Annotated in this window: 11 protein-coding genes and 3 rRNA genes; 4 read left to right on the top strand and 10 right to left on the bottom strand. The window is 70.0% G+C overall.

Annotation, left to right across the window (positions count from 1 at the left end; all coding sequences use genetic code 11):
• Positions 1–61: 61 nt before the first annotated feature.
• From recN to LIX60_RS31975, 4 genes are all read right to left on the bottom strand, one after another.
• The gene (gene recN / locus LIX60_RS26300) at positions 62–1,852 is read right to left on the bottom strand and encodes a DNA repair protein RecN (RefSeq protein WP_227962932.1); all 1,791 of its coding nucleotides are present in this window, start codon (positions 1,850–1,852) and stop codon (positions 62–64) included.
• Between the two features lie 167 nt (positions 1,853–2,019).
• The gene (locus LIX60_RS26295) at positions 2,020–2,922 is read right to left on the bottom strand and encodes an NAD kinase (RefSeq protein ID WP_125626067.1); all 903 of its coding nucleotides are present in this window, start codon (positions 2,920–2,922) and stop codon (positions 2,020–2,022) included.
• The gene (locus LIX60_RS26290; RefSeq protein ID WP_227962931.1) at positions 2,919–3,725 is read right to left on the bottom strand and encodes a TlyA family RNA methyltransferase; all 807 of its coding nucleotides are present in this window, start codon (positions 3,723–3,725) and stop codon (positions 2,919–2,921) included. The genes LIX60_RS26295 and LIX60_RS26290 overlap by 4 nt, the downstream gene beginning before the upstream one ends.
• A 13-nt stretch (positions 3,726–3,738) precedes the next feature.
• Positions 3,739–4,272 (bottom strand): hypothetical protein, encoded by a 534-nt coding sequence (locus tag LIX60_RS31975; protein WP_374117921.1) that lies wholly within the window; start codon positions 4,270–4,272, stop codon positions 3,739–3,741.
• 65 nt (positions 4,273–4,337) lie between these two features.
• Here LIX60_RS31975 and LIX60_RS26280 point away from each other — a divergent pair, with 65 nt between their 5' ends.
• Complete coding sequence (locus LIX60_RS26280) at positions 4,338–4,688, top strand: SCP2 sterol-binding domain-containing protein (RefSeq protein ID WP_227961205.1); 351 nt, start codon at positions 4,338–4,340, stop codon at positions 4,686–4,688.
• Between the two features lie 299 nt (positions 4,689–4,987).
• On the opposite strand, the gene LIX60_RS26275 is transcribed toward LIX60_RS26280, so the two are convergent.
• Positions 4,988–6,058, bottom strand: a complete 1,071-nt coding sequence (locus tag LIX60_RS26275) for an HAD-IIA family hydrolase (protein ID WP_227961203.1) — start codon at positions 6,056–6,058, stop codon at positions 4,988–4,990.
• A gap of 72 nt (positions 6,059–6,130) precedes the next feature.
• Between LIX60_RS26275 and LIX60_RS26270 the strand changes: the two genes are divergently transcribed.
• On the top strand, positions 6,131–7,537 hold the full coding sequence (locus LIX60_RS26270; RefSeq protein WP_227961200.1) for a DUF1015 family protein: 1,407 nt from the start codon (positions 6,131–6,133) through the stop codon (positions 7,535–7,537).
• A 279-nt stretch (positions 7,538–7,816) separates the two neighbouring features.
• On the opposite strand, the gene LIX60_RS26265 is transcribed toward LIX60_RS26270, so the two are convergent.
• The 5 genes from LIX60_RS26265 to LIX60_RS26240 all read right to left on the bottom strand — a co-directional run bounded on the left by LIX60_RS26265 (position 7,817) and on the right by LIX60_RS26240 (position 16,535).
• On the bottom strand, positions 7,817–8,731 hold the full coding sequence (locus LIX60_RS26265) for a tetratricopeptide repeat protein (protein ID WP_227962929.1): 915 nt from the start codon (positions 8,729–8,731) through the stop codon (positions 7,817–7,819).
• A 1,336-nt stretch (positions 8,732–10,067) separates the two neighbouring features.
• Positions 10,068–10,184: ribosomal RNA gene (gene rrf, locus LIX60_RS26255) — 5S ribosomal RNA — on the bottom strand.
• Positions 10,185–10,320: 136 nt separating this feature from the next.
• Positions 10,321–13,446, bottom strand: a 23S ribosomal RNA gene (locus LIX60_RS26250).
• A 305-nt stretch (positions 13,447–13,751) separates the two neighbouring features.
• Positions 13,752–15,277 (bottom strand): 16S ribosomal RNA (locus tag LIX60_RS26245).
• The 16S, 23S and 5S rRNA genes sit together here, the layout of an rRNA operon.
• 568 nt (positions 15,278–15,845) lie before the next feature.
• Entirely contained in the window at positions 15,846–16,535 is a 690-nt protein-coding gene (locus LIX60_RS26240) for a DNA-3-methyladenine glycosylase (protein ID WP_227961197.1), read from the bottom strand.
• A 198-nt stretch (positions 16,536–16,733) separates the two neighbouring features.
• Between LIX60_RS26240 and LIX60_RS26235 the strand changes: the two genes are divergently transcribed.
• Together LIX60_RS26235 and LIX60_RS26230 are read left to right on the top strand one after the other, a co-directional pair.
• Positions 16,734–17,516, top strand: coding sequence for a sporulation protein (locus LIX60_RS26235; protein ID WP_227961195.1), 783 nt, complete (start codon positions 16,734–16,736; stop codon positions 17,514–17,516).
• 223 nt (positions 17,517–17,739) lie between these two features.
• Entirely contained in the window at positions 17,740–18,279 is a 540-nt protein-coding gene (locus tag LIX60_RS26230; RefSeq protein ID WP_227961193.1) for a YbhB/YbcL family Raf kinase inhibitor-like protein, read from the top strand.
• The last annotated feature ends 140 nt before the right edge of the window (positions 18,280–18,419 follow it).

Below are 18,419 nucleotides of genomic sequence, written 5' to 3'. Positions count from 1 at the left end.
GGGCGGGCCGGGTGGCCGGGACCGGTGAGCGGCTGCGCCCCCGGCCCCGGGGGTGGCAGACTCAGCCGGGCTCCCCGGCCTCCCCCGGCTCCTCCGGCCCTCCGGCCGCCGCGCGGGCCGCGGCCAGCAGTTCCTCGGCGTGCGCGCGGGCCAGTTCGGAGTCCTCCTGGCCGGCGAGCATCCGGGACAGCTCGCGGATGCGGTCCTCCCCCTCCATCGCCTGCACGCCGCTGCGGGTCACCGACCCGTCGTGGGTCTTCTCCACCACCAGATGGCGGTCGGCGAAGGCGGCGACCTGCGGCAGATGCGTGACGACGACGACCTGCGCCGACCTGGCCAGCCGGGCCAGCCGCCGGCCGACCTCCACCGCGGCCTTGCCGCCGACCCCCGCGTCCACCTCGTCGAAGAGGTAGGTGGGCACCGGTGAGGCCCCGGCGAAGACGACCTCGACGGCGAGCATCACGCGGGACAGCTCACCGCCCGAGGCGCCCTTGGCGATGGGCCGGGCCGGGGCGCCCGGATGCGGGGCGAGCAGCAGCTCCACCTCGTCGGCTCCGGTCGGGCCGAAGGCGACGGTGCGGCCGTCCACCTCGATGCCGTCCGGGTCGTCCGTCTGCCGGATGTCGATGCTCACCCGGGCGTGGGGCATGGCGAGTTGGGCGAGTTCGGTGGTGACGGCGTCGGCGAGTCGCTTGGCGGCCTCGGTGCGCGCGTCGGTGAGGGTCCGGGCCATTTCGGAGAGTTGGACGCGCAGTTCGTCGCGTTCCGCGGCCAGTCCGCCGATCCGGTCGTCGTCGCCCTCCAGTTCGGCGAGCCGGGCCGCGCTCCGCTCCGCCCAGGCGAGGACGCCCGCGATGTCCCCGCCCCCCGGTCCGGCCGGGTCGCCGTCCTCCGTGCCGTACTTGCGGACGAGGTGGGTGAGGACGGACCGGCGCTCCTCGACCGCGGCGAGCCGCAGCGGGTCGGCGTCGAGGTCACCGGCGTAGCCGGCGAGCTCCCCGGCGACGTCCGCCAGCAGGATGCCGATCTCGCCGATCCGGTCGGCGAGCGCGGCCAGCGCCGGGTCGTGCGAGCGCACGGCCTCCAGGGCGCGGTGCGCGCCGCCCACCAGGGCCCCGGCGTCGACCGCCTCCAGATCCTCGGGGTTGCCGGCGAGCGCGCCGTGCGCGGCGGTCGCGGCGGTGGCGAGGGCCTCGGCGTGGCGCAGCCGCTCGGCCTCGGCGGCCAGTTCGGCGTCCTCGCCGGGCTGCGGCTCGGCGGCGGCGATCTCCTCCAGGCCGAAGCGGAGCCGGTCGGCCTCGGCGGCCCGCTCCCGGGCGCGGGTCGTCAGCTCCTCCAGCTCCGCCGCGACGGTGCGCAGCCGCTGGTACGCGACGGTGTACTCGCCGAGCGGGCCCGCGACGGCGTAGCCCGCGTAGCGGTCCAGCGCCTGCCGCTGCCGGGCGGGCCGCAGCAGCCCCTGCTGGTCGGTCTGGCCGTGCACCGCCACCAGGTCCGAGGCCAGCTCGCCGAGCAGCCCGACGGGCACCGACCGCCCGCCCAGATGGGCCCGCGAGCGCCCCTCGGCGGAGAGGGTGCGGCTGATGAGCAGCGCGCCGTCGTCCAGCTCGGCGCCCGCCTCCTCGGCCCGCCGCGCGGCGGGGGTGTCGGGGGGCAGCACGATCCGTCCCTCGACGACCGCCGCCTTCGACCCGATCCGCACCAGGCCCGCGTCGGCCCGTCCGCCGAGCAGCAGACCGAGGCTGGTGACGACCATGGTCTTGCCGGCGCCCGTCTCGCCGGTGACCGCCGTGAAGCCGGGTGACAGCTCCACAACGGCGTCGTCGATGACTCCGAGCGACCGTATCCGCATTTCCTCCAGCACGGACACGACCTTACGAGGTACGGGGGGCGCGGCGCGACGTACCTCCCCCGCGACGGGCCGGGAGACCCTTCGACGGAGTGGTTCCGGAGCGTTCCGGTTGATTCCCGTCCCGGGCGCCGTGTCCGCCCGTCATCCCTTCGCCGCGGCTCCCCCGGTCAGTGCGGCGCCCCGCGCCAACCGGCCACCGGGAGCGCGAACTTGGCCACCAGCCGGTCGGTGAACGAGGCGTGGTGCAGCCGCGCCAGGCGCACGGGCACCGCTCCGCGCCGCACCTCCACGCGGGCGCCGGCGGGCAGTTCGACCGTGCGCCGGCCGTCACACCACAGCACGCCGTGGGGCGTCTCCGGCTGCACCTCGACGGCCAGCACCGCGTCCGGTGTGGTCACCAGCGGTTTGGCGAACAGCGCGTGCGCGCTGATCGGCACCATCAGCAGCGCCTCCACGCCCGGCCAGACGACCGGGCCGCCGGCCGAGAAGGCGTACGCCGTCGAGCCGGTGGGCGTGGCGCACACCACTCCGTCACCGCCGAAGCGGGAGACCGGACGGCCGTCGATCTCCGTGACGACCTCCAGCATCCGCTCGCGGGAGGCCTTCTCCACGGAGGCCTCGTTGAGCGCCCAGTCGCGGTGCGCGATCTGCCCGTTGTTCCGGACGACCACATCGAGCGTCATCCGCTCCTCGACCTCGTAGTCGCGCGTGACGACGCGGTCCACCACCTTGTCGAGGTCGTCGCGCTCCGCCTCGGCGAGGAAACCGACCCGGCCGAGGTTGACGCCGAGCATCGGCACCCCGGAGGCCCGGGCGAACTCGGCGCCGCGCAGCAGCGTGCCGTCCCCGCCGAGGACCATCAGCAGCTCGCAGCCGTCCAGCACGTCCTCCTCGGCGTCCACCAGCTCGACGACGGGCGGCAGCGTGAGCTCCGCGGCCTCCTCCGCCAGGACCCGGACTCCTATCCCGCTTCTCAGCAGCCCCTGCACCACCAGTTCGGCGCTGCGCACGGCGGCCCGCCGGCCGGTGTGCGCGAGCAGGAATACCGTCCGTGCTGTTGTCGTCGTCACCGCGGCCCCTCCGCCACTGCTCGGTCCACTGCTGCGGGGTCGAGTGCGGGTGCCCCGGCACGCAGCCAGAGGAAGTACTCGACGTTTCCGGACGGTCCGGGCAGCGGGCTCGCGGTGACGCCCAGCACGCCGAGACCGAGTTCCGCCGCCTGTCCGGCGACCTTGCGCACCGCCTCGGCCCGCAGTTCGGGGCTCCGGACGACCCCTCCGCTGCCCAGCCGCTCCCGGCCCACCTCGAACTGCGGTTTCACCATGAGCACCAGATCCGCGTCCGGGGCGGCACAGCGCACCAGGGCGGGCAGGACGAGCCCGAGGGGGATGAAGGACAGATCGCCGGTGACGATGCCGGCCGGCTGCCCGCCGATGAGGTCGGGTTCCAGGTCACGGACGTTCGTACGGTCCCGCACGGTGACCCGTTCATCGTTCCGCAGCGCCCAGGCGAGCTGGCCGTAGCCGACGTCCACGGCGACGACGTGTGCCGCGCCCGCCCGGAGCAGCACATCGGTGAACCCGCCGGTCGAGGCGCCCGCGTCGAGCGCGCGGCGGCCCTTCACCTCCAGCCCGAGGGGCGTGAAGGCCGCCAGGGCCCCGGCCAGTTTGTGGCCGCCGCGGGAGACGTAGTCGGGGTCGCCGTCATCGGGGATCACCACGACCGCCGCGCTGGTCTCCACCTGCGTGGCCGGCTTGCCGGCCACGCTGCCCCCGACCGTGACCCGGCCCGCGGCGATCAACTGGCCGGCGTGTTCGCGCGAGCGGGCCAGTTTGCGGCGCACCAGCTCCGCGTCGAGTCGGCGTCGTGACACTGCCACGGGGGGTTCAGCTCCTGGTGTCGTACGGGGCGGACGGGCGCGGGGCGGACGGGGCGGACGGTGCGGACGGAGCGGGGGAGGGACCCGGCGGGCCCGGCCGCTGGTCGAGCGCGGTCAGGGTGTCGCGCAGGGCCCGGTGCACATCCTCGTACACCTCGATGTGCCCGTCACCGGGGAGGTGGTCCACATCGGCCAGCCGGTCGAGCGCGGCGTCCACCCCGGCGTTCCCCGTGGGCGTCCGCGGGACGCCGAGGGGCGCGGGGCCGGCCGGCGCGTCCGGATCGCCGGCCTCCGCCGCGGCGGGACCGTCCTCCCGAGCCGCGGTCCCTGGCTCCGCCGCGGTGATGCCGGGCCGCTCCGGGCCGGCGCTCTCCGCGCCGGGAGCGGGGCCGGGGGGCGCCGGGGCCGCGTCCGGCCCTCCGTCCCCGGCCGGGGACTCCGGACCGGCGGGCCCGCCCGCCACCGGGACCACGCCGCCCTGACCGTGCTCCGCCACCGGCCCCGGCCCGGCGCCGGGCAGCGGCTCGTTCATGCCGTTCATGCCCCCGACGCTACCCGGATCCGGCCGTCCGCCGCGCATGCCGGTCTGGGGTAACGTCGGCCGGGATGACCAGGACCATCGAGGACTGCCACCGGGCACTGGAACGGCTGTCGGAGAATCTCGCCGGCGCGGACGACGACGTCCGCGGCGCCGCCGCCATGAACCGCTCGCTGAGCTGCCACATCACCGATCTCGACACCACCTTCACCGGACGGCTCGCCAACGGCCGGATCGAGGGCGTGACCACGGCCCCCGGACCGCCGGCGGAGAAGGCCCAGATCCGGCTGTCGACGACCTCGGACGATCTTGTCGCGATGGTCGACGGCGAGCTGCACTTCGCCAAGGCCTGGGGCAGCGGCCGGGTCCGGCTGGAGGCGGGCTTCCGCGACCTCCTCCGCCTCCGCTCCCTGCTGTGAGCGGCGCAGGCGGTCAGGCCCCACGGGGCATCGTCCCGTCCCCGTCGGCGACCGGCGCGCTGCGCCGGCGCCAGTCGCGCGGGCGTGGCGCGTTCGGCAGGTCCGGGCGGCCGTGGGCCCACAGCCGCATCGACGGAAGGCCGGCCGACGACTCCGCCCGGTATCCGGCCCCGGGCCCCGCACCCCGTCCGCCCGCCCGCGTCACGGCCGGGGCGGGAGACCGGCCGCGGACTGGAGGGGAGACGGCGGGCGCCCGGCGCGGACCGGGACCGCCCCGCCACGGCTCCGCCCCGCCCGGCTCAGCCGAGGCCCAGCCGCGCCAGCGCCTTCGCCGTCTCCACACCCTCGCCCGAGCCCCCGCCGGCCACCGTCCACACCGCCGCGCAGCCGGCGCGCAGCCCGTCCAGCGGATCGCCGCCGCCCTCCAGCAGCAGTTCGCCGCGGACCACCCGGGCCGTCCAGCCGCCGCACCGGTGACCCTCCGGGCCGGCCCCGCCGGGCACGGCGGGCACGGCGGCCTCGGTCTCCGGATGGCCGGTGAGCAGCCCGCGCAGATCGGCCGCGACATAGGCGGGCCGGTGGTGCGGCGGCGCGGCCAGCAGCTGCGCGGCGTCGGTCACCCCGGTGAGCACGAGCAGCGAGTCGACGCCACCGGCGTGCGCGCCCTCGATGTCGGTGTCCAGACGGTCGCCGACGACCAGCGGCCGCCGCGCCCCGGTGCGCAGGATCGTCTCCCGGTGCATCGGCGGCAGCGGCTTCCCGGCGACCTGCGGCCGCCCGCCCGCGGCGATCCGGACCACCTCCACCAGCGCCCCGTTCCCGGGCGCCCGGCCCCGCCCGGTCGGGATCGTCAGATCCGTGTTGGACGCGAACCAGGGCACCCCGCGGCCCACGGCGTACGCCGCCTCCGCCAGCTGCTCCCAGCCCAGCTTCGGGTCGTAGCCCTGGACGACCGCGGCCGGGCCGTCCTCCGCCGACTCCACCGGCTCCAGGCCCCGTTCGCGCAGCGCCACCCGCAGTCCCTCACCGCCGACGGCCAGCACCCGCGAGCCGGCGGGCACCTGTTCGGAGATCAGCCGGGCCACCGCCTGCGCCGAGGTGATCACCTCGGCGGCCTCGGCGGGCACCCCGAGCCGGGTCAGCAGGGCGGCGACGTCCAGCGGCGTCCGCGAGGCGTTGTTGGTGACGTACGCCAGGCGCATCCCGCCGTCCCGCGCCGTCTCCAGCGCCTCCACGGCGTGCTCGATCGCCTCGCCGCCCGCGTACACCACACCGTCCAGGTCCAGGAGGGCCGTGTCGTACTCCGCGCACAGCGGCCGCTCCCTCCCGTCGGTGCGGGTACGGACCCCGGTCGCGCCCTGCTCTCCCATGGACTCCCGCCCCTCGCTCGGTACTTGTCCCCCGATCATCCCGCATCGTCCGCAGGCGCATAACATGCACCAATGAGCAGAACCGGTCTCACCCGCGGCGGTCTGCGGCTGTCGCCGTTCCGCGGTCTGCGCTACGCCCCGGAGCGGGTCGGCAGCCTGGCCGCCGTGACCTCACCGCCGTACGACGTGGTGGTCCGGCCCGACGGGCTGCGCCATCTGGAGACGGCCGACCCGTACAACATCGTCCGCCTCATCCTGCCGCACGGCGCCGACCCGGCCGTCTGCCACCGGCAGGCCGGCGAGACACTGCGCCGCTGGCGCGCCGAGGGCGTCCTCAGAGCCGATCCGGAACCGGCCCTCTACGTCTACGAGCAGTACGGCGAGGGCCTGCTGCAGCGCGGCCTGATCGGCGCCCTCCGCCTCTCCCCGCCCGAGGAGGGCGTGGTCCTGCCGCACGAGGACGTCATGCCGGACGTCGTCGCCGACCGGGCCGCCCTCATGCGGGCGACGGCCGCCAACCTCGAACCGCTCCTGCTCACCTACCGCGGCGACGACGCGGAGGACGGCGATGGCAGCGGTGAGGGCGGCGACGGCGGCGACGGCGGTCCGCGCGGCGCCGCCGCCGTCATCGAGCGCGCGGTACGCGGTGCCCCGCTGCTCACCACGGTCACGGAGGACGGCCGGCGCCACCGCCTGTGGGCGGTCACCGATCCGGCCGAACTGGCCGAGGCCGACGCCGACCTCAGCCGCCGCCGGGCCCTCATCGCCGACGGCCACCACCGCTGGGCGACCTATCTCCGGCTGCGCGAGGAACAGCCCTCCCCCGGGCCCTGGGACTCCGGTCTGGTACTGCTCGTCGACACCGCACGCCACCCCCTGCGGGTCCGCGCCATCCACCGGCTGCTGCCGCGTCTGCCCCTTCCCGAGGCGCTGGACGCGCTCCGCGGCGCCTTCCGCGTGCGCCGGGTGGACGGACCGCTCCCGCACGCCCTCAAGGCCCTGGGCGACCCCGCGGAGCCCACGGAACGGGGGACCGGGACCACCGGCGGCGACGAAGACGGTTCCCTCGCCGGTGCCAGTGCCGACCCCGGCGCCACCGGCAACGCCTTCCTGCTCGCCGGGGATGACGGAAGCTTCCACCTCGTCGACCGCCCCGACCCCGCCCTGCTCGCCCGCACGGTCCCCGCCGGCCGCCCCCGCGCCTGGCGGACCCTGGACGCCACGGTGCTGCACTCGGTGCTGCTGGGACGGATCTGGGAGGTTCCCGACGATCCGGAGCACATCCGCTACATCCACGACGCGGCGGCGGCCGTGGAGCAGGTGGAACGCCACGGCGGCACCGCCGTCCTGATGCGGCCGGTCCGCGAGGAGACCGTCCGGCATCTGGCGGAGCAGGGTGTGATGATGCCCCGCAAGTCGACGTCCTTCGGGCCCAAGCCCGCCACCGGCCTCGTCCTCCGCAGCCTCGGCACGGACTGAACCGGCGGGGACGGCGGCCGGCCCCGTCCACCGTTCCGTGGCAGACCTCGGAAGCCGTCTGCTCCCGGGGCCGCGGCCGGCCGGAACGGACGCATACCGGAGACCCGGTGCGGCCGCCGGGCCCGCACCGGCCGCCGCCCGCACCGGCGCACCGCTGCCCTGTTCGTCCCGGCCGTACCCCCCTGCCGGGGCGGCCACGGGCAGGGGAACGGGAACGGGAACGGGGGCGGAACCCGATCGGTTCCCGCCCCCGTCACGCGTCTCCCGGCACGGCCGGAATCAGTCCTCCCGCTCCTCGTCCCGCGCCGGCTCACGGCTCTCACGGGCTTCCGGTGCCTCCCGGAGACCTGCGTCCCCGCCGTCCCCGCGAGCGTCCCGCGGCTCGCCGTCCCGGTCCGCGGACTCCGCCCCGGTCACCGGCGCGGACTCGGCCGCACCGTCCCGGTCCGGGCCGGCAGCGGACACCCCGGCATCTCCGGCGCCGGAGACCGGTGCCTCCGCCTCGTCCCGCGGCCCCGCTTCGCCCGCCTGCTCCACGCCGTCAGCCTGCTCCGCTTCGGGGTCGAAGGCGTCCACGAACTCCACCCCGTCCAGCTCGGCGAGCCGGTCGGACGCGTCCGTCGTACCGCCCTGGTCGGCCTCGAGCGCCCGGGCGAACCACTCGCGCGCCTCGGTCTCCCGGCCGACGGCCAGCAGGGCGTCGGCGTAGGCGTACCGCAGACGCGCCGTCCACGGCTGTACGGAGTGCGACGCCAGCTCCGGGCTCTGGAGGGTGACCACGGCGGCGTCCGGCTGCCCCATGTCACGCCGTGCGCCCGCGGCCACCAGGCGCATCTCGACCTGCCCGGCCTTGTCCAGCCGCTGCACCTCCGGCTCGCCCGCCATGGCCAGCGCCCGCTCGGGACGCCCCATGCCGCGCTCGCAGTCGGCCATCACCGGCCACAGATCGGCGGATCCGGTCATCCGGCGCGCGGCCCGGAACTCCGCCAGCCCCTCGGCGTACTTGCCGACCCCGTACGCGGCGAAGCCGGCGGCTTCCCGGACCGAGGCGACCCGCGATGCCAGCCGCAGGGCGATCTTGGAGTACTCGTAGGCCTGTTCGGGATCCTCGTCCAGCAGTTTGGCCACCATGACGAGGTTCCGCGCGACATCGACGGCCAGCGTCTTCGGCAGGCTCATCAGGTCCTGCCGCACGTCCTTGTCGATCTCGTCACCGGTGACGTCCTCGGGGATCGGCAGCCGCCTGATCGGCTCGCGGTCGCGGTCGCCCCGCTCCCGGTCACCGAACCGGCCGCCACCGGGCCGCCCGTCGCGCCGCCCGGGACCAGCTCGGTCGTCACGCCGGCCATAGCCACCGCGCCCCCGCTCACCCCGCGGACCGGCCCCGTACGAGCGACCACCGCGGTCACCGTCCCCCCGGAAACCGGACCGATCGTCCCGCCCGCGGAACCCACCACGGTCATCATCCCGCCGGAACGCGGGCCGGTCGTCCCGCCCGCGGTAACCGCCCCGGTCGTCCTCACGCCGGGGACCACGCGGCCGCTCATCCCGCCGGTCCCGGTCGTCCCGTCCACGGAACCCACCACGGTCGTCGTCCCGGCGCGGACCCCGCGACTGGTCACGGTCATCCCGCCGAAACCCCGGACGGTCATCCCGCCCCCGGAAACCACCACGGTCATCTTCACGCCGGGGACCACGCGGACGGTCATCCCGCCGGTCCCGGTCGTCCCGACCCCGGATCCCACCGCGCTCATCATCCCGCCGCGGACCGGCAGGCCGCTCACCACGGCGGTCCCGGTCGTCCCGCCGGAACCCACCACGGTCGTCCTCACGCCGCGGACCCCGCGACTGGTCACGGTCGTCCCGCCGGAAACCACCACGGTCGTCGCCCCGCCGGAACGCGGGCCGCTCATCCCGCCCGCGGTAACCGCCCCGGTCGTCCTCACGCCGGGGCCCACGCGGCCGCTCATCCCGCCGGTCCCGGTCATCGCGACCTCGGAACCCACCACGCTCATCATCCCGCCGCGGACCCCGCGGCTGATCACGGTCATCCCGCCGAAACCCGGGCCGGTCGTCCCGACCCCGGAAACCACCACGGTCATCTTCACGCCGGGGCCCACGCGGCCGGTCATCCCGCCGGTCCCGGTCATCCCGACCACGGAACCCACCACGCTCATCATCCCGCCGCGGACCCCGCGGACGGTCCTCCGGCCGGTTCCGGTCCCCACGGCTGGAGGAGCCGCGCTCATCCCGGCCGCGATAACCCTCCCGGTCGTCGCGGCGCGGACCACGCGGACGGTCATCGCGGCGGAAGCCCCGGGGGTCGTCGCCCTCCTGGCGCCTCGGCTGACGCTCCGAGCGCCCTGATCGTTCCTCCGGAGAGTTGCTGGACATCGACGTGACTCCTACCTGCGGGAACCGCACTGATAACGCATTCTCGCGCGCTCTGTGAGCCGGCGCGCTTCGGCATAAAACACAAAGGACCCTTGGTCCCAGCGTGAACGCTGGGACCAAGGGTCCTTTAAAGATTGTTCGGCGGCGTCCTACTCTCCCACAGGGTCCCCCCTGCAGTACCATCGGCGCTGAAAGGCTTAGCTTCCGGGTTCGGAATGTAACCGGGCGTTTCCCTCACGCTATAACCACCGAAACTCTATCGGATAACCCCGCACAGCGGGATCACGACAAGTTCCTAGCGAACAAGCACACTCTTCAATTGAGTCAAGCTTGGTTCAACCGGGACAACTGTTCGTTATCCGGGAACCACACAGTGGACGCGAGCACCTGAGGACAAGCCCTCGGCCTATTAGTACCAGTCAACTCCACACCTTGCGGTGCTTCCATATCTGGCCTATCAACCCAGTCGTCTACTGGGAGCCTTAACCCCTCATGGGGGTGGGAGTCCTCATCTCGAAGCAGGCTTCCCGCTTAGATGCTTTCAGCGGTTATCCCTCCCGAACGTAGCCAACCAGCCATGCCCTTGGCAGGACAACTGGCACACCAGAGGTTCGTCCGTCCCGGTCCTCTCGTACTAGGGACAGCCCTTCTCAAGACTCCTACGCGCACAGCGGATAGGGACCGAACTGTCTCACGACGTTCTAAACCCAGCTCGCGTACCGCTTTAATGGGCGAACAGCCCAACCCTTGGGACCGACTCCAGCCCCAGGATGCGACGAGCCGACATCGAGGTGCCAAACCATCCCGTCGATATGGACTCTTGGGGAAGATCAGCCTGTTATCCCCGGGGTACCTTTTATCCGTTGAGCGACGGCGCTTCCACAAGCCACCGCCGGATCACTAGTCCCGACTTTCGTCCCTGCTCGACCCGTCGGTCTCACAGTCAAGCTCCCTTGTGCACTTACACTCAACACCTGATTACCAACCAGGCTGAGGGAACCTTTGGGCGCCTCCGTTACCCTTTAGGAGGCAACCGCCCCAGTTAAACTACCCACCAGACACTGTCCCTGATCCGGATCACGGACCCAGGTTAGACATCCAGCACGACCAGAGTGGTATTTCAACGACGACTCCACCCGAACTAGCGTCCGGGCTTCACAGTCTCCCACCTATCCTACACAAGCCGAACCGAACACCAATATCAAGCTGTAGTAAAGGTCCCGGGGTCTTTCCGTCCTGCTGCGCGAAACGAGCATCTTTACTCGTAGTGCAATTTCACCGGGCCTATGGTTGAGACAGTCGAGAAGTCGTTACGCCATTCGTGCAGGTCGGAACTTACCCGACAAGGAATTTCGCTACCTTAGGATGGTTATAGTTACCACCGCCGTTTACTGGCGCTTAAGTTCTCAGCTTCGCCATGACGGATCATGACTAACCGGTCCCCTTAACGTTCCAGCACCGGGCAGGCGTCAGTCCGTATACATCGCCTTACGGCTTCGCACGGACCTGTGTTTTTAGTAAACAGTCGCTTCTCGCTGGTCTCTGCGGCCACCACCAGCTCACACCGCAAGGGTGATCACCAGCAATGGCCCCCCTTCTCCCGAAGTTACGGGGGCATTTTGCCGAGTTCCTTAACCATAGTTCACCCGAACGCCTCGGTATTCTCTACCTGACCACCTGAGTCGGTTTAGGGTACGGGCCGCCATGAAACTCGCTAGAGGCTTTTCTCGACAGCATAGGATCATCCACTTCACCACAATCGGCTCGGCATCAGGTCTCACCCTTACACGGAGGACGGATTTACCTACCCTCCGGGCTACACCCTTACCCCGGGACAACCACCGCCCGGGCTGGACTACCTTCCTGCGTCACCCCATCACTCACCTACTACCCCCTCGGGCCGTCGGCTCCACCACTCCGACCTCGTCCGAAGACTCAGCCGGCGGCTTCACGGACTTAGCATCAGAAGGTTCAGCGCTGGCGCTTCAAAGCGGGTACCGGAATATCAACCGGTTGTCCATCGACTACGCCTGTCGGCCTCGCCTTAGGTCCCGACTTACCCTGGGCAGATCAGCTTGACCCAGGAACCCTTAGTCAATCGGCGCACACGTTTCCCACGTGTGTATCGCTACTCATGCCTGCATTCTCACTCGTGAACCGTCCACCACTGCCTTCCGGCGCGGCTTCACCCGGCACACGACGCTCCCCTACCCATCAGCACCCCCGTTAGGGGTATATGTGCCAATGACACGACTTCGGCGGTACGCTTGAGCCCCGCTACATTGTCGGCGCGGAATCACTTGACCAGTGAGCTATTACGCACTCTTTCAAGGATGGCTGCTTCTAAGCCAACCTCCTGGTTGTCTCTGCGACTCCACATCCTTTCCCACTTAGCGTACGCTTAGGGGCCTTAGTCGATGCTCTGGGCTGTTTCCCTCTCGACCATGGAGCTTATCCCCCACAGTCTCACTGCCGCGCTCTCACTTACCGGCATTCGGAGTTTGGCTAAGGTCAGTAACCCGGTAGGGCCCATCGCCTATCCAGTGCTCTACCTCCGGCAAGAAACACACGACGCTGCACCTAAATGCATTTCGGGGAGAACCAGCTATCACGGAGTTTGATTGGCCTTTCACCCCTAACCACAGGTCATCCCCCAGGTTTTCAACCCTGGTGGGTTCGGTCCTCCACACGGTCTTACCCGCGCTTCAACCTGCCCATGGCTAGATCACTCCGCTTCGGGTCTTGAGCGCGCTACTATACCGCCCTATTCGGACTCGCTTTCGCTACGGCTTCCCCACACGGGTTAACCTCGCAACACACCGCAAACTCGCAGGCTCATTCTTCAAAAGGCACGCAGTCACGACGCACCGGACAAGTCCGATGCGCGACGCTCCCACGGCTTGTAGGCACACGGTTTCAGGTACTATTTCACTCCGCTCCCGCGGTACTTTTCACCATTCCCTCACGGTACTATCCGCTATCGGTCACCAGGGAATATTTAGGCTTAGCGGGTGGTCCCGCCAGATTCACACGGGATTTCTCGGGCCCCGTGCTACTTGGGTGTCGCACAAGCAAGTTGCTGACATTTCGGCTACGGGGGTCTTACCCTCTACGCCGGGCCTTTCGCATGCCCTTCGCCTACACCAACAATTTCTGACTCGCCCGATGGCCGGCAGACCACCGAAGTGCGATCCCACAACCCCGTAAGCGCAACCCCTGCCGGGTATCACACGCCTACGGTTTGGCCTCATCCGGTTTCGCTCGCCACTACTCCCGGAATCACGGTTGTTTTCTCTTCCTGCGGGTACTGAGATGTTTCACTTCCCCGCGTTCCCTCCACATACCCTATGTGTTCAGGTATGGGTGACAGCCCATGACGACTGCCGGGTTTCCCCATTCGGACACCCCCGGATCAAAGCTCGGTTGACAGCTCCCCGGGGCCTATCGCGGCCTCCCACGTCCTTCATCGGTTCCTGGTACCAAGGCATCCACCGTGCGCCCTTAAAAACTTGGCCACAGATGCTCGCGTCCACTGTGCAGTTCTCAAACAACGACCAGCCACCCGCCACCCACACCAACCGTGCGGTTCACCGGGACCGGCAACCGAAGACACAAGCAAACAGCCCGTACCCTCAGACACCCAACAGCGCGCCCGGCACACCCCGGCCCCCACCGCGTTCCACGCCCCGAAGAGCAGTACTAGCAGCAGCAACCGTGATGCGCCGAATAGTCAACGTTCCACCCATGAGCAACCAGCACCGGACACTCGCCGGTGTTCTGGCCTCTGACCCGGCAGAACCGGGTGAGAAGTGCTCCTTAGAAAGGAGGTGATCCAGCCGCACCTTCCGGTACGGCTACCTTGTTACGACTTCGTCCCAATCGCCAGTCCCACCTTCGACGATTCCCTCCCTTACGGGTTGGGCCACCGGCTTCGGGTGTTACCGACTTTCGTGACGTGACGGGCGGTGTGTACAAGGCCCGGGAACGTATTCACCGCAGCAATGCTGATCTGCGATTACTAGCGACTCCGACTTCATGGGGTCGAGTTGCAGACCCCAATCCGAACTGAGACCGGCTTTTTGAGATTCGCTCCACCTCGCGGTATCGCAGCTCATTGTACCGGCCATTGTAGCACGTGTGCAGCCCAAGACATAAGGGGCATGATGACTTGACGTCGTCCCCACCTTCCTCCGAGTTGACCCCGGCAGTCTCCTGTGAGTCCCCATCACCCCGAAAGGCATGCTGGCAACACAGAACAAGGGTTGCGCTCGTTGCGGGACTTAACCCAACATCTCACGACACGAGCTGACGACAGCCATGCACCACCTGTACACCGACCACAAGGGGGGCCGTATCTCTACGGCTTTCCGGTGTATGTCAAGCCTTGGTAAGGTTCTTCGCGTTGCGTCGAATTAAGCCACATGCTCCGCCGCTTGTGCGGGCCCCCGTCAATTCCTTTGAGTTTTAGCCTTGCGGCCGTACTCCCCAGGCGGGGAACTTAATGCGTTAGCTGCGGCACGGACGACGTGGAATGTCGCCCACACCTAGTTCCCAACGTTTACGGCGTGGACTACCAGGGTATCTAATCCTGTTCGCTCCCCACGCTTTCGCTCCTCAGCGTCAGTATCGGCCCAGAGATCCGCCTTCGCCACCGGTGTTCCTCCTGATATCTGCGCATTTCACCGCTACACCAGGAATTCCGATCTCCCCTACCGAACTCTAGCCTGCCCGTATCGAATGCAGACCCGGGGTTAAGCCCCGGGCTTTCACATCCGACGCGACAAGCCGCCTACGAGCTCTTTACGCCCAATAATTCCGGACAACGCTCGCACCCTACGTATTACCGCGGCTGCTGGCACGTAGTTAGCCGGTGCTTCTTCTGCAGGTACCGTCACTTGCGCTTCTTCCCTGCTGAAAGAGGTTTACAACCCGAAGGCCGTCATCCCTCACGCGGCGTCGCTGCATCAGGCTTCCGCCCATTGTGCAATATTCCCCACTGCTGCCTCCCGTAGGAGTCTGGGCCGTGTCTCAGTCCCAGTGTGGCCGGTCGCCCTCTCAGGCCGGCTACCCGTCGTCGCCTTGGTAGGCCATCACCCCACCAACAAGCTGATAGGCCGCGGGCTCATCCTGCACCGCCGGAGCTTTCCACCACCATCGGATGCCCGAGATGGTCGTATCCGGTATTAGACCCCGTTTCCAGGGCTTGTCCCAGAGTGCAGGGCAGATTGCCCACGTGTTACTCACCCGTTCGCCACTAATCCCCTCCGAAGAGGTTCATCGTTCGACTTGCATGTGTTAAGCACGCCGCCAGCGTTCGTCCTGAGCCAGGATCAAACTCTCCGTGAATGCTTCACGCAAGAGCGGCGCAGCCCGGAGGAATAATCCGGACCGCGCACAGCGTCCTCGCTGTAAAATTGCCTCCCGACCACCACCGCCGAAACGGTGGCACGGAAGGACTTGTTTCAAAGGAACCTCATCCCGGCAGCAAACAGAAGTTGCCGCCCGGACGGGGTATCAACATATCTGGCGTTGACTTTTGGCACGCTGTTGAGTTCTCAAGGAACGGACGCTTCCTTCGGCCCCGTCTCCGGGCCCTCCGGGCGCTTCCCTTCGGTGTTTCCAACCCTACCAGACACTTTCCGAACCGATTTCCCGGCCCGAATTTCGTATCCGGTCCCCGTTGGAGAGGGTTTCCGCTGCGCCTTCCGGCGCGGCCCCTACGTTAGCGGATTTCCCGGCCGGCTCATAATCGAGCCAATTCCAGAATTTCCGGCATCACCGAGAAACCCCGAGCGGGGATCTCGTCGTAGTGGTGGTGTCGCTGAGGGGCTTCCGCAGGTCCGGCTCTCCGCCGTCCCGCAGCCCTGCCCGTCTCAAGCGGCTCGGGCTACGTTAGACGCTCCCGCGTGCGGCGTCAAGCGCCGCCCTTGCGGCGGGCCCGGTTCCTGGGTACATGGGCCCGGTACCGGCTCACGGTGGGATCCCCGCTGATCCAGAAGCGCCAGGGATGGTCGGCGCCGTCTCCGCCCACGCCCGTGCGCGGGCCGTTGTGGACCCGGTCCCCCGGCGGCGGGTCCCCGGTCAGTACGGAGAAGGGGGCGTCCGGGCCGGCGCAGACGTCGGTGCCGTCCAGGGAACGGTCTATGCCGAGGGCGGTCGCCAGGCGGGCCGGGCCCTGGGCGAGTTCGCTGTGCTTGCGCGCCGTCCTGCGGCGTTCGCCGGCCCATTCCGTGCCGGTCAGGATCTCCCCGGCGCGGAGCAGGACACCGCTCGCCTTGCCCTCGGGGCCGCAGACCAGGTTGAGGCTGAACCACATGCCGTAGATGAAGTAGACGTACGCGTGGCCCGGAGGGCCGAACATGGACGCGTTGCGCTCCGTGCGCCCCCGGTAGGCGTGGGAGCCCGGATCGGACTCCCCGTCGTAGGCCTCGACCTCCGTCAGGCGGAGCTCCACCGGTCCCTCGGGCGTGTTGCGGACCAGGACACGGCCGAGCAGGTCGGGGGCGACCTCCAGCACGGGACGGTTGAAGAAGTCGCGGGTCAGGGGCGTGCGGTCGAGCCGTGCGGGCGGCTCGGGGGGCTTTCCCCGGGGGTGGTCGAGCATGCCGACCGAGCGTAATGCACCGGGCGGTGCCGGGCGGGCGGATGCGATACGGGAGCATGGCGCACGGGATCGCGGCCGCCGGCGGTGGTCCCGTGCGGAGCTCGGCGGGAACCGCCGGTGCGCTGTTCCGCGTATGTAGGGATCAAGGGTTTCGAGGCGGGGCCCGGCAGGGCTCGCCCAGGGGAGGAAGAGACAGACATGGCCTTCAAGAAGCTGCTCGCGAGTTTGGGCGCCGGCGGGGCGTCGGTGGAGACGGTGCTCACGGAGCAGAACGTGGTGCCGGGCGGGATCGTCCAGGGCGAGGTGCGCATCCAGGGCGGCTCGGTGGCCCAGCAGATCGAGGGCCTCTCGGTGGGGCTGCAGGCGCGGGTCGAGGTGGAGAGCGGCGACCAGGAGTACAAGCAGGACATCGAGTTCCACAAGCAGCGGCTCGGCGGCGCCTTCGAGGTGCAGTCCGGTGCGGTGCACTCGGTCCCGTTCGCGCTGGACATCCCGTGGGAGACGCCCATCACCATGTTCATGGGGCGGCACCTGACGGGGATGGACGTCGGGGTGACGACGGAGCTGGAGATCGCGCGGGCCGTGGACTCCGGCGACCTCGACCCCGTCAACGTCCACCCGCTCCCCGCCCAGCAGGCCATCCTGGACGCCTTCGGCTCGCTCGGCTTCCGTTTCAAGAGCGCCGACCTGGAGCGGGGGCACATCCGGGGGACGCGGCAGCGGCTGCCGTTCTACCAGGAGATCGAGTTCTTCGCCCCGCAGCAGTACCGGGGCCTGAACCAGGTGGAGTTGACGTTCGTCGCGGACAACGGCGAGATGGACGTCATCCTGGAGATGGACAAGCGGCCGGGGCTCTTCACCGAGGGAACCGACTCCTACCGCGCGTTCACCGTGGGGCTGAACTCCTACCAGGAGACCGACTGGGCGGCCTACCTCAACGCGTGGCTGGCGGAGGTCGGCGGAAAGCGCAATTGGTTCTAGCGGTTCCCGTGGTTCTCGGGGCTGTCCGGACCCTCCGCCCGGACCGGGCCGCGCCGCCCGGGGCCGTGCGCCGCACGGCGGAGGGTCGCCCTCGTACCCGGTCGCACGCGGGCGGGCCCGGCAGCGCGGCGAGGTACGGCAGCGGGCGCCCCGGAGCCAACAGGATGGGCCGGACAGCCTTTAGGCTCGGAACCGACGCGATCACCGATCCGGAGGTTTCGACGTGACCGACTCCAAGAGGCCACCGCTCCCCCACGACTTCCTGCCCCCGGTGCCGTCGTTCACCCTGGTGAGCGACGATGTGGCAGCCGGAGCCGAACTGGGCGGGGAACAGACGCTGGAGGGCGGCAGCGTCTCGCCGCAGCTGCGGTGGTCCGGTTTCCCGCCGGAGACCCAGAGCTTCGCGGTGACCTGCTACGACCCGGACGCCCCCACCGGCAGCGGCTTCTGGCACTGGTCGCTCTTCGACATCCCGGCAACCGTCACGGAGCTGCCGCGCGGCGCGGGCGGCGGAGACTTCGCGGGGCTGCCGGAGGGGGCCGTGCACGTGCGGAACGACTACGGCAAGCGGGAGTTCGGCGGTGCGGCGCCGCCGCCCGGGGACCCGGCGCACCGCTACGTCTTCACGGTGTACGCCGTGGACACCGGGAAGCTGGGGCCGGACGCGGACGCCACTCCTGCCGTGGTGGGCTTCAACCTGCGGTTCCACACGCTCGCGCGGGCGCACATCGTGAGCGAGTACGCCGTTCCGGCAGCGGGCTGACGGGGTTCCGGCGTTCCGGCGCCGGCGGGGATCCCTGCCGTCCGCCTTCCGACCGTATCCGTCCTTGCTGTCCTTCCTTGCCATCCTTGCCGTCCTTGCCGTCCCCGTCCGAGCGTCAGCCGTGCGGTTGAGGCCGGCGC

It is taken from the genome of Streptomyces sp. S07_1.15, from assembly GCF_020739505.1.
GTDB classification, from domain to species: Bacteria; Actinomycetota; Actinomycetes; order Streptomycetales; family Streptomycetaceae; genus Streptomyces; species Streptomyces xinghaiensis.
The sequence above is the reverse complement of the archived record's forward strand: the minus strand, read 5'-3'. Positions and strand labels throughout refer to the sequence as shown.

Coding starts and splice junctions, on each gene's coding strand:
- LIX60_RS26270 (WP_227961200.1), top strand. CDS start 6,131: ATGAGCAGAACCGGTCTCACCCGCGGCGGTCTGCGGCTGTCGCCGTTC.
- LIX60_RS26240 (WP_227961197.1), bottom strand. CDS start 16,535: ATGCTCGACCACCCCCGGGGAAAGCCCCCCGAGCCGCCCGCACGGCTC.
- LIX60_RS26235 (WP_227961195.1), top strand. CDS start 16,734: ATGGCCTTCAAGAAGCTGCTCGCGAGTTTGGGCGCCGGCGGGGCGTCG.
- LIX60_RS26280 (WP_227961205.1), top strand. CDS start 4,338: ATGACCAGGACCATCGAGGACTGCCACCGGGCACTGGAACGGCTGTCG.
- recN (WP_227962932.1), bottom strand. CDS start 1,852: ATGCGGATACGGTCGCTCGGAGTCATCGACGACGCCGTTGTGGAGCTG.
- LIX60_RS31975 (WP_374117921.1), bottom strand. CDS start 4,272: ATGAACGGCATGAACGAGCCGCTGCCCGGCGCCGGGCCGGGGCCGGTG.
- LIX60_RS26275 (WP_227961203.1), bottom strand. CDS start 6,058: ATGGGAGAGCAGGGCGCGACCGGGGTCCGTACCCGCACCGACGGGAGG.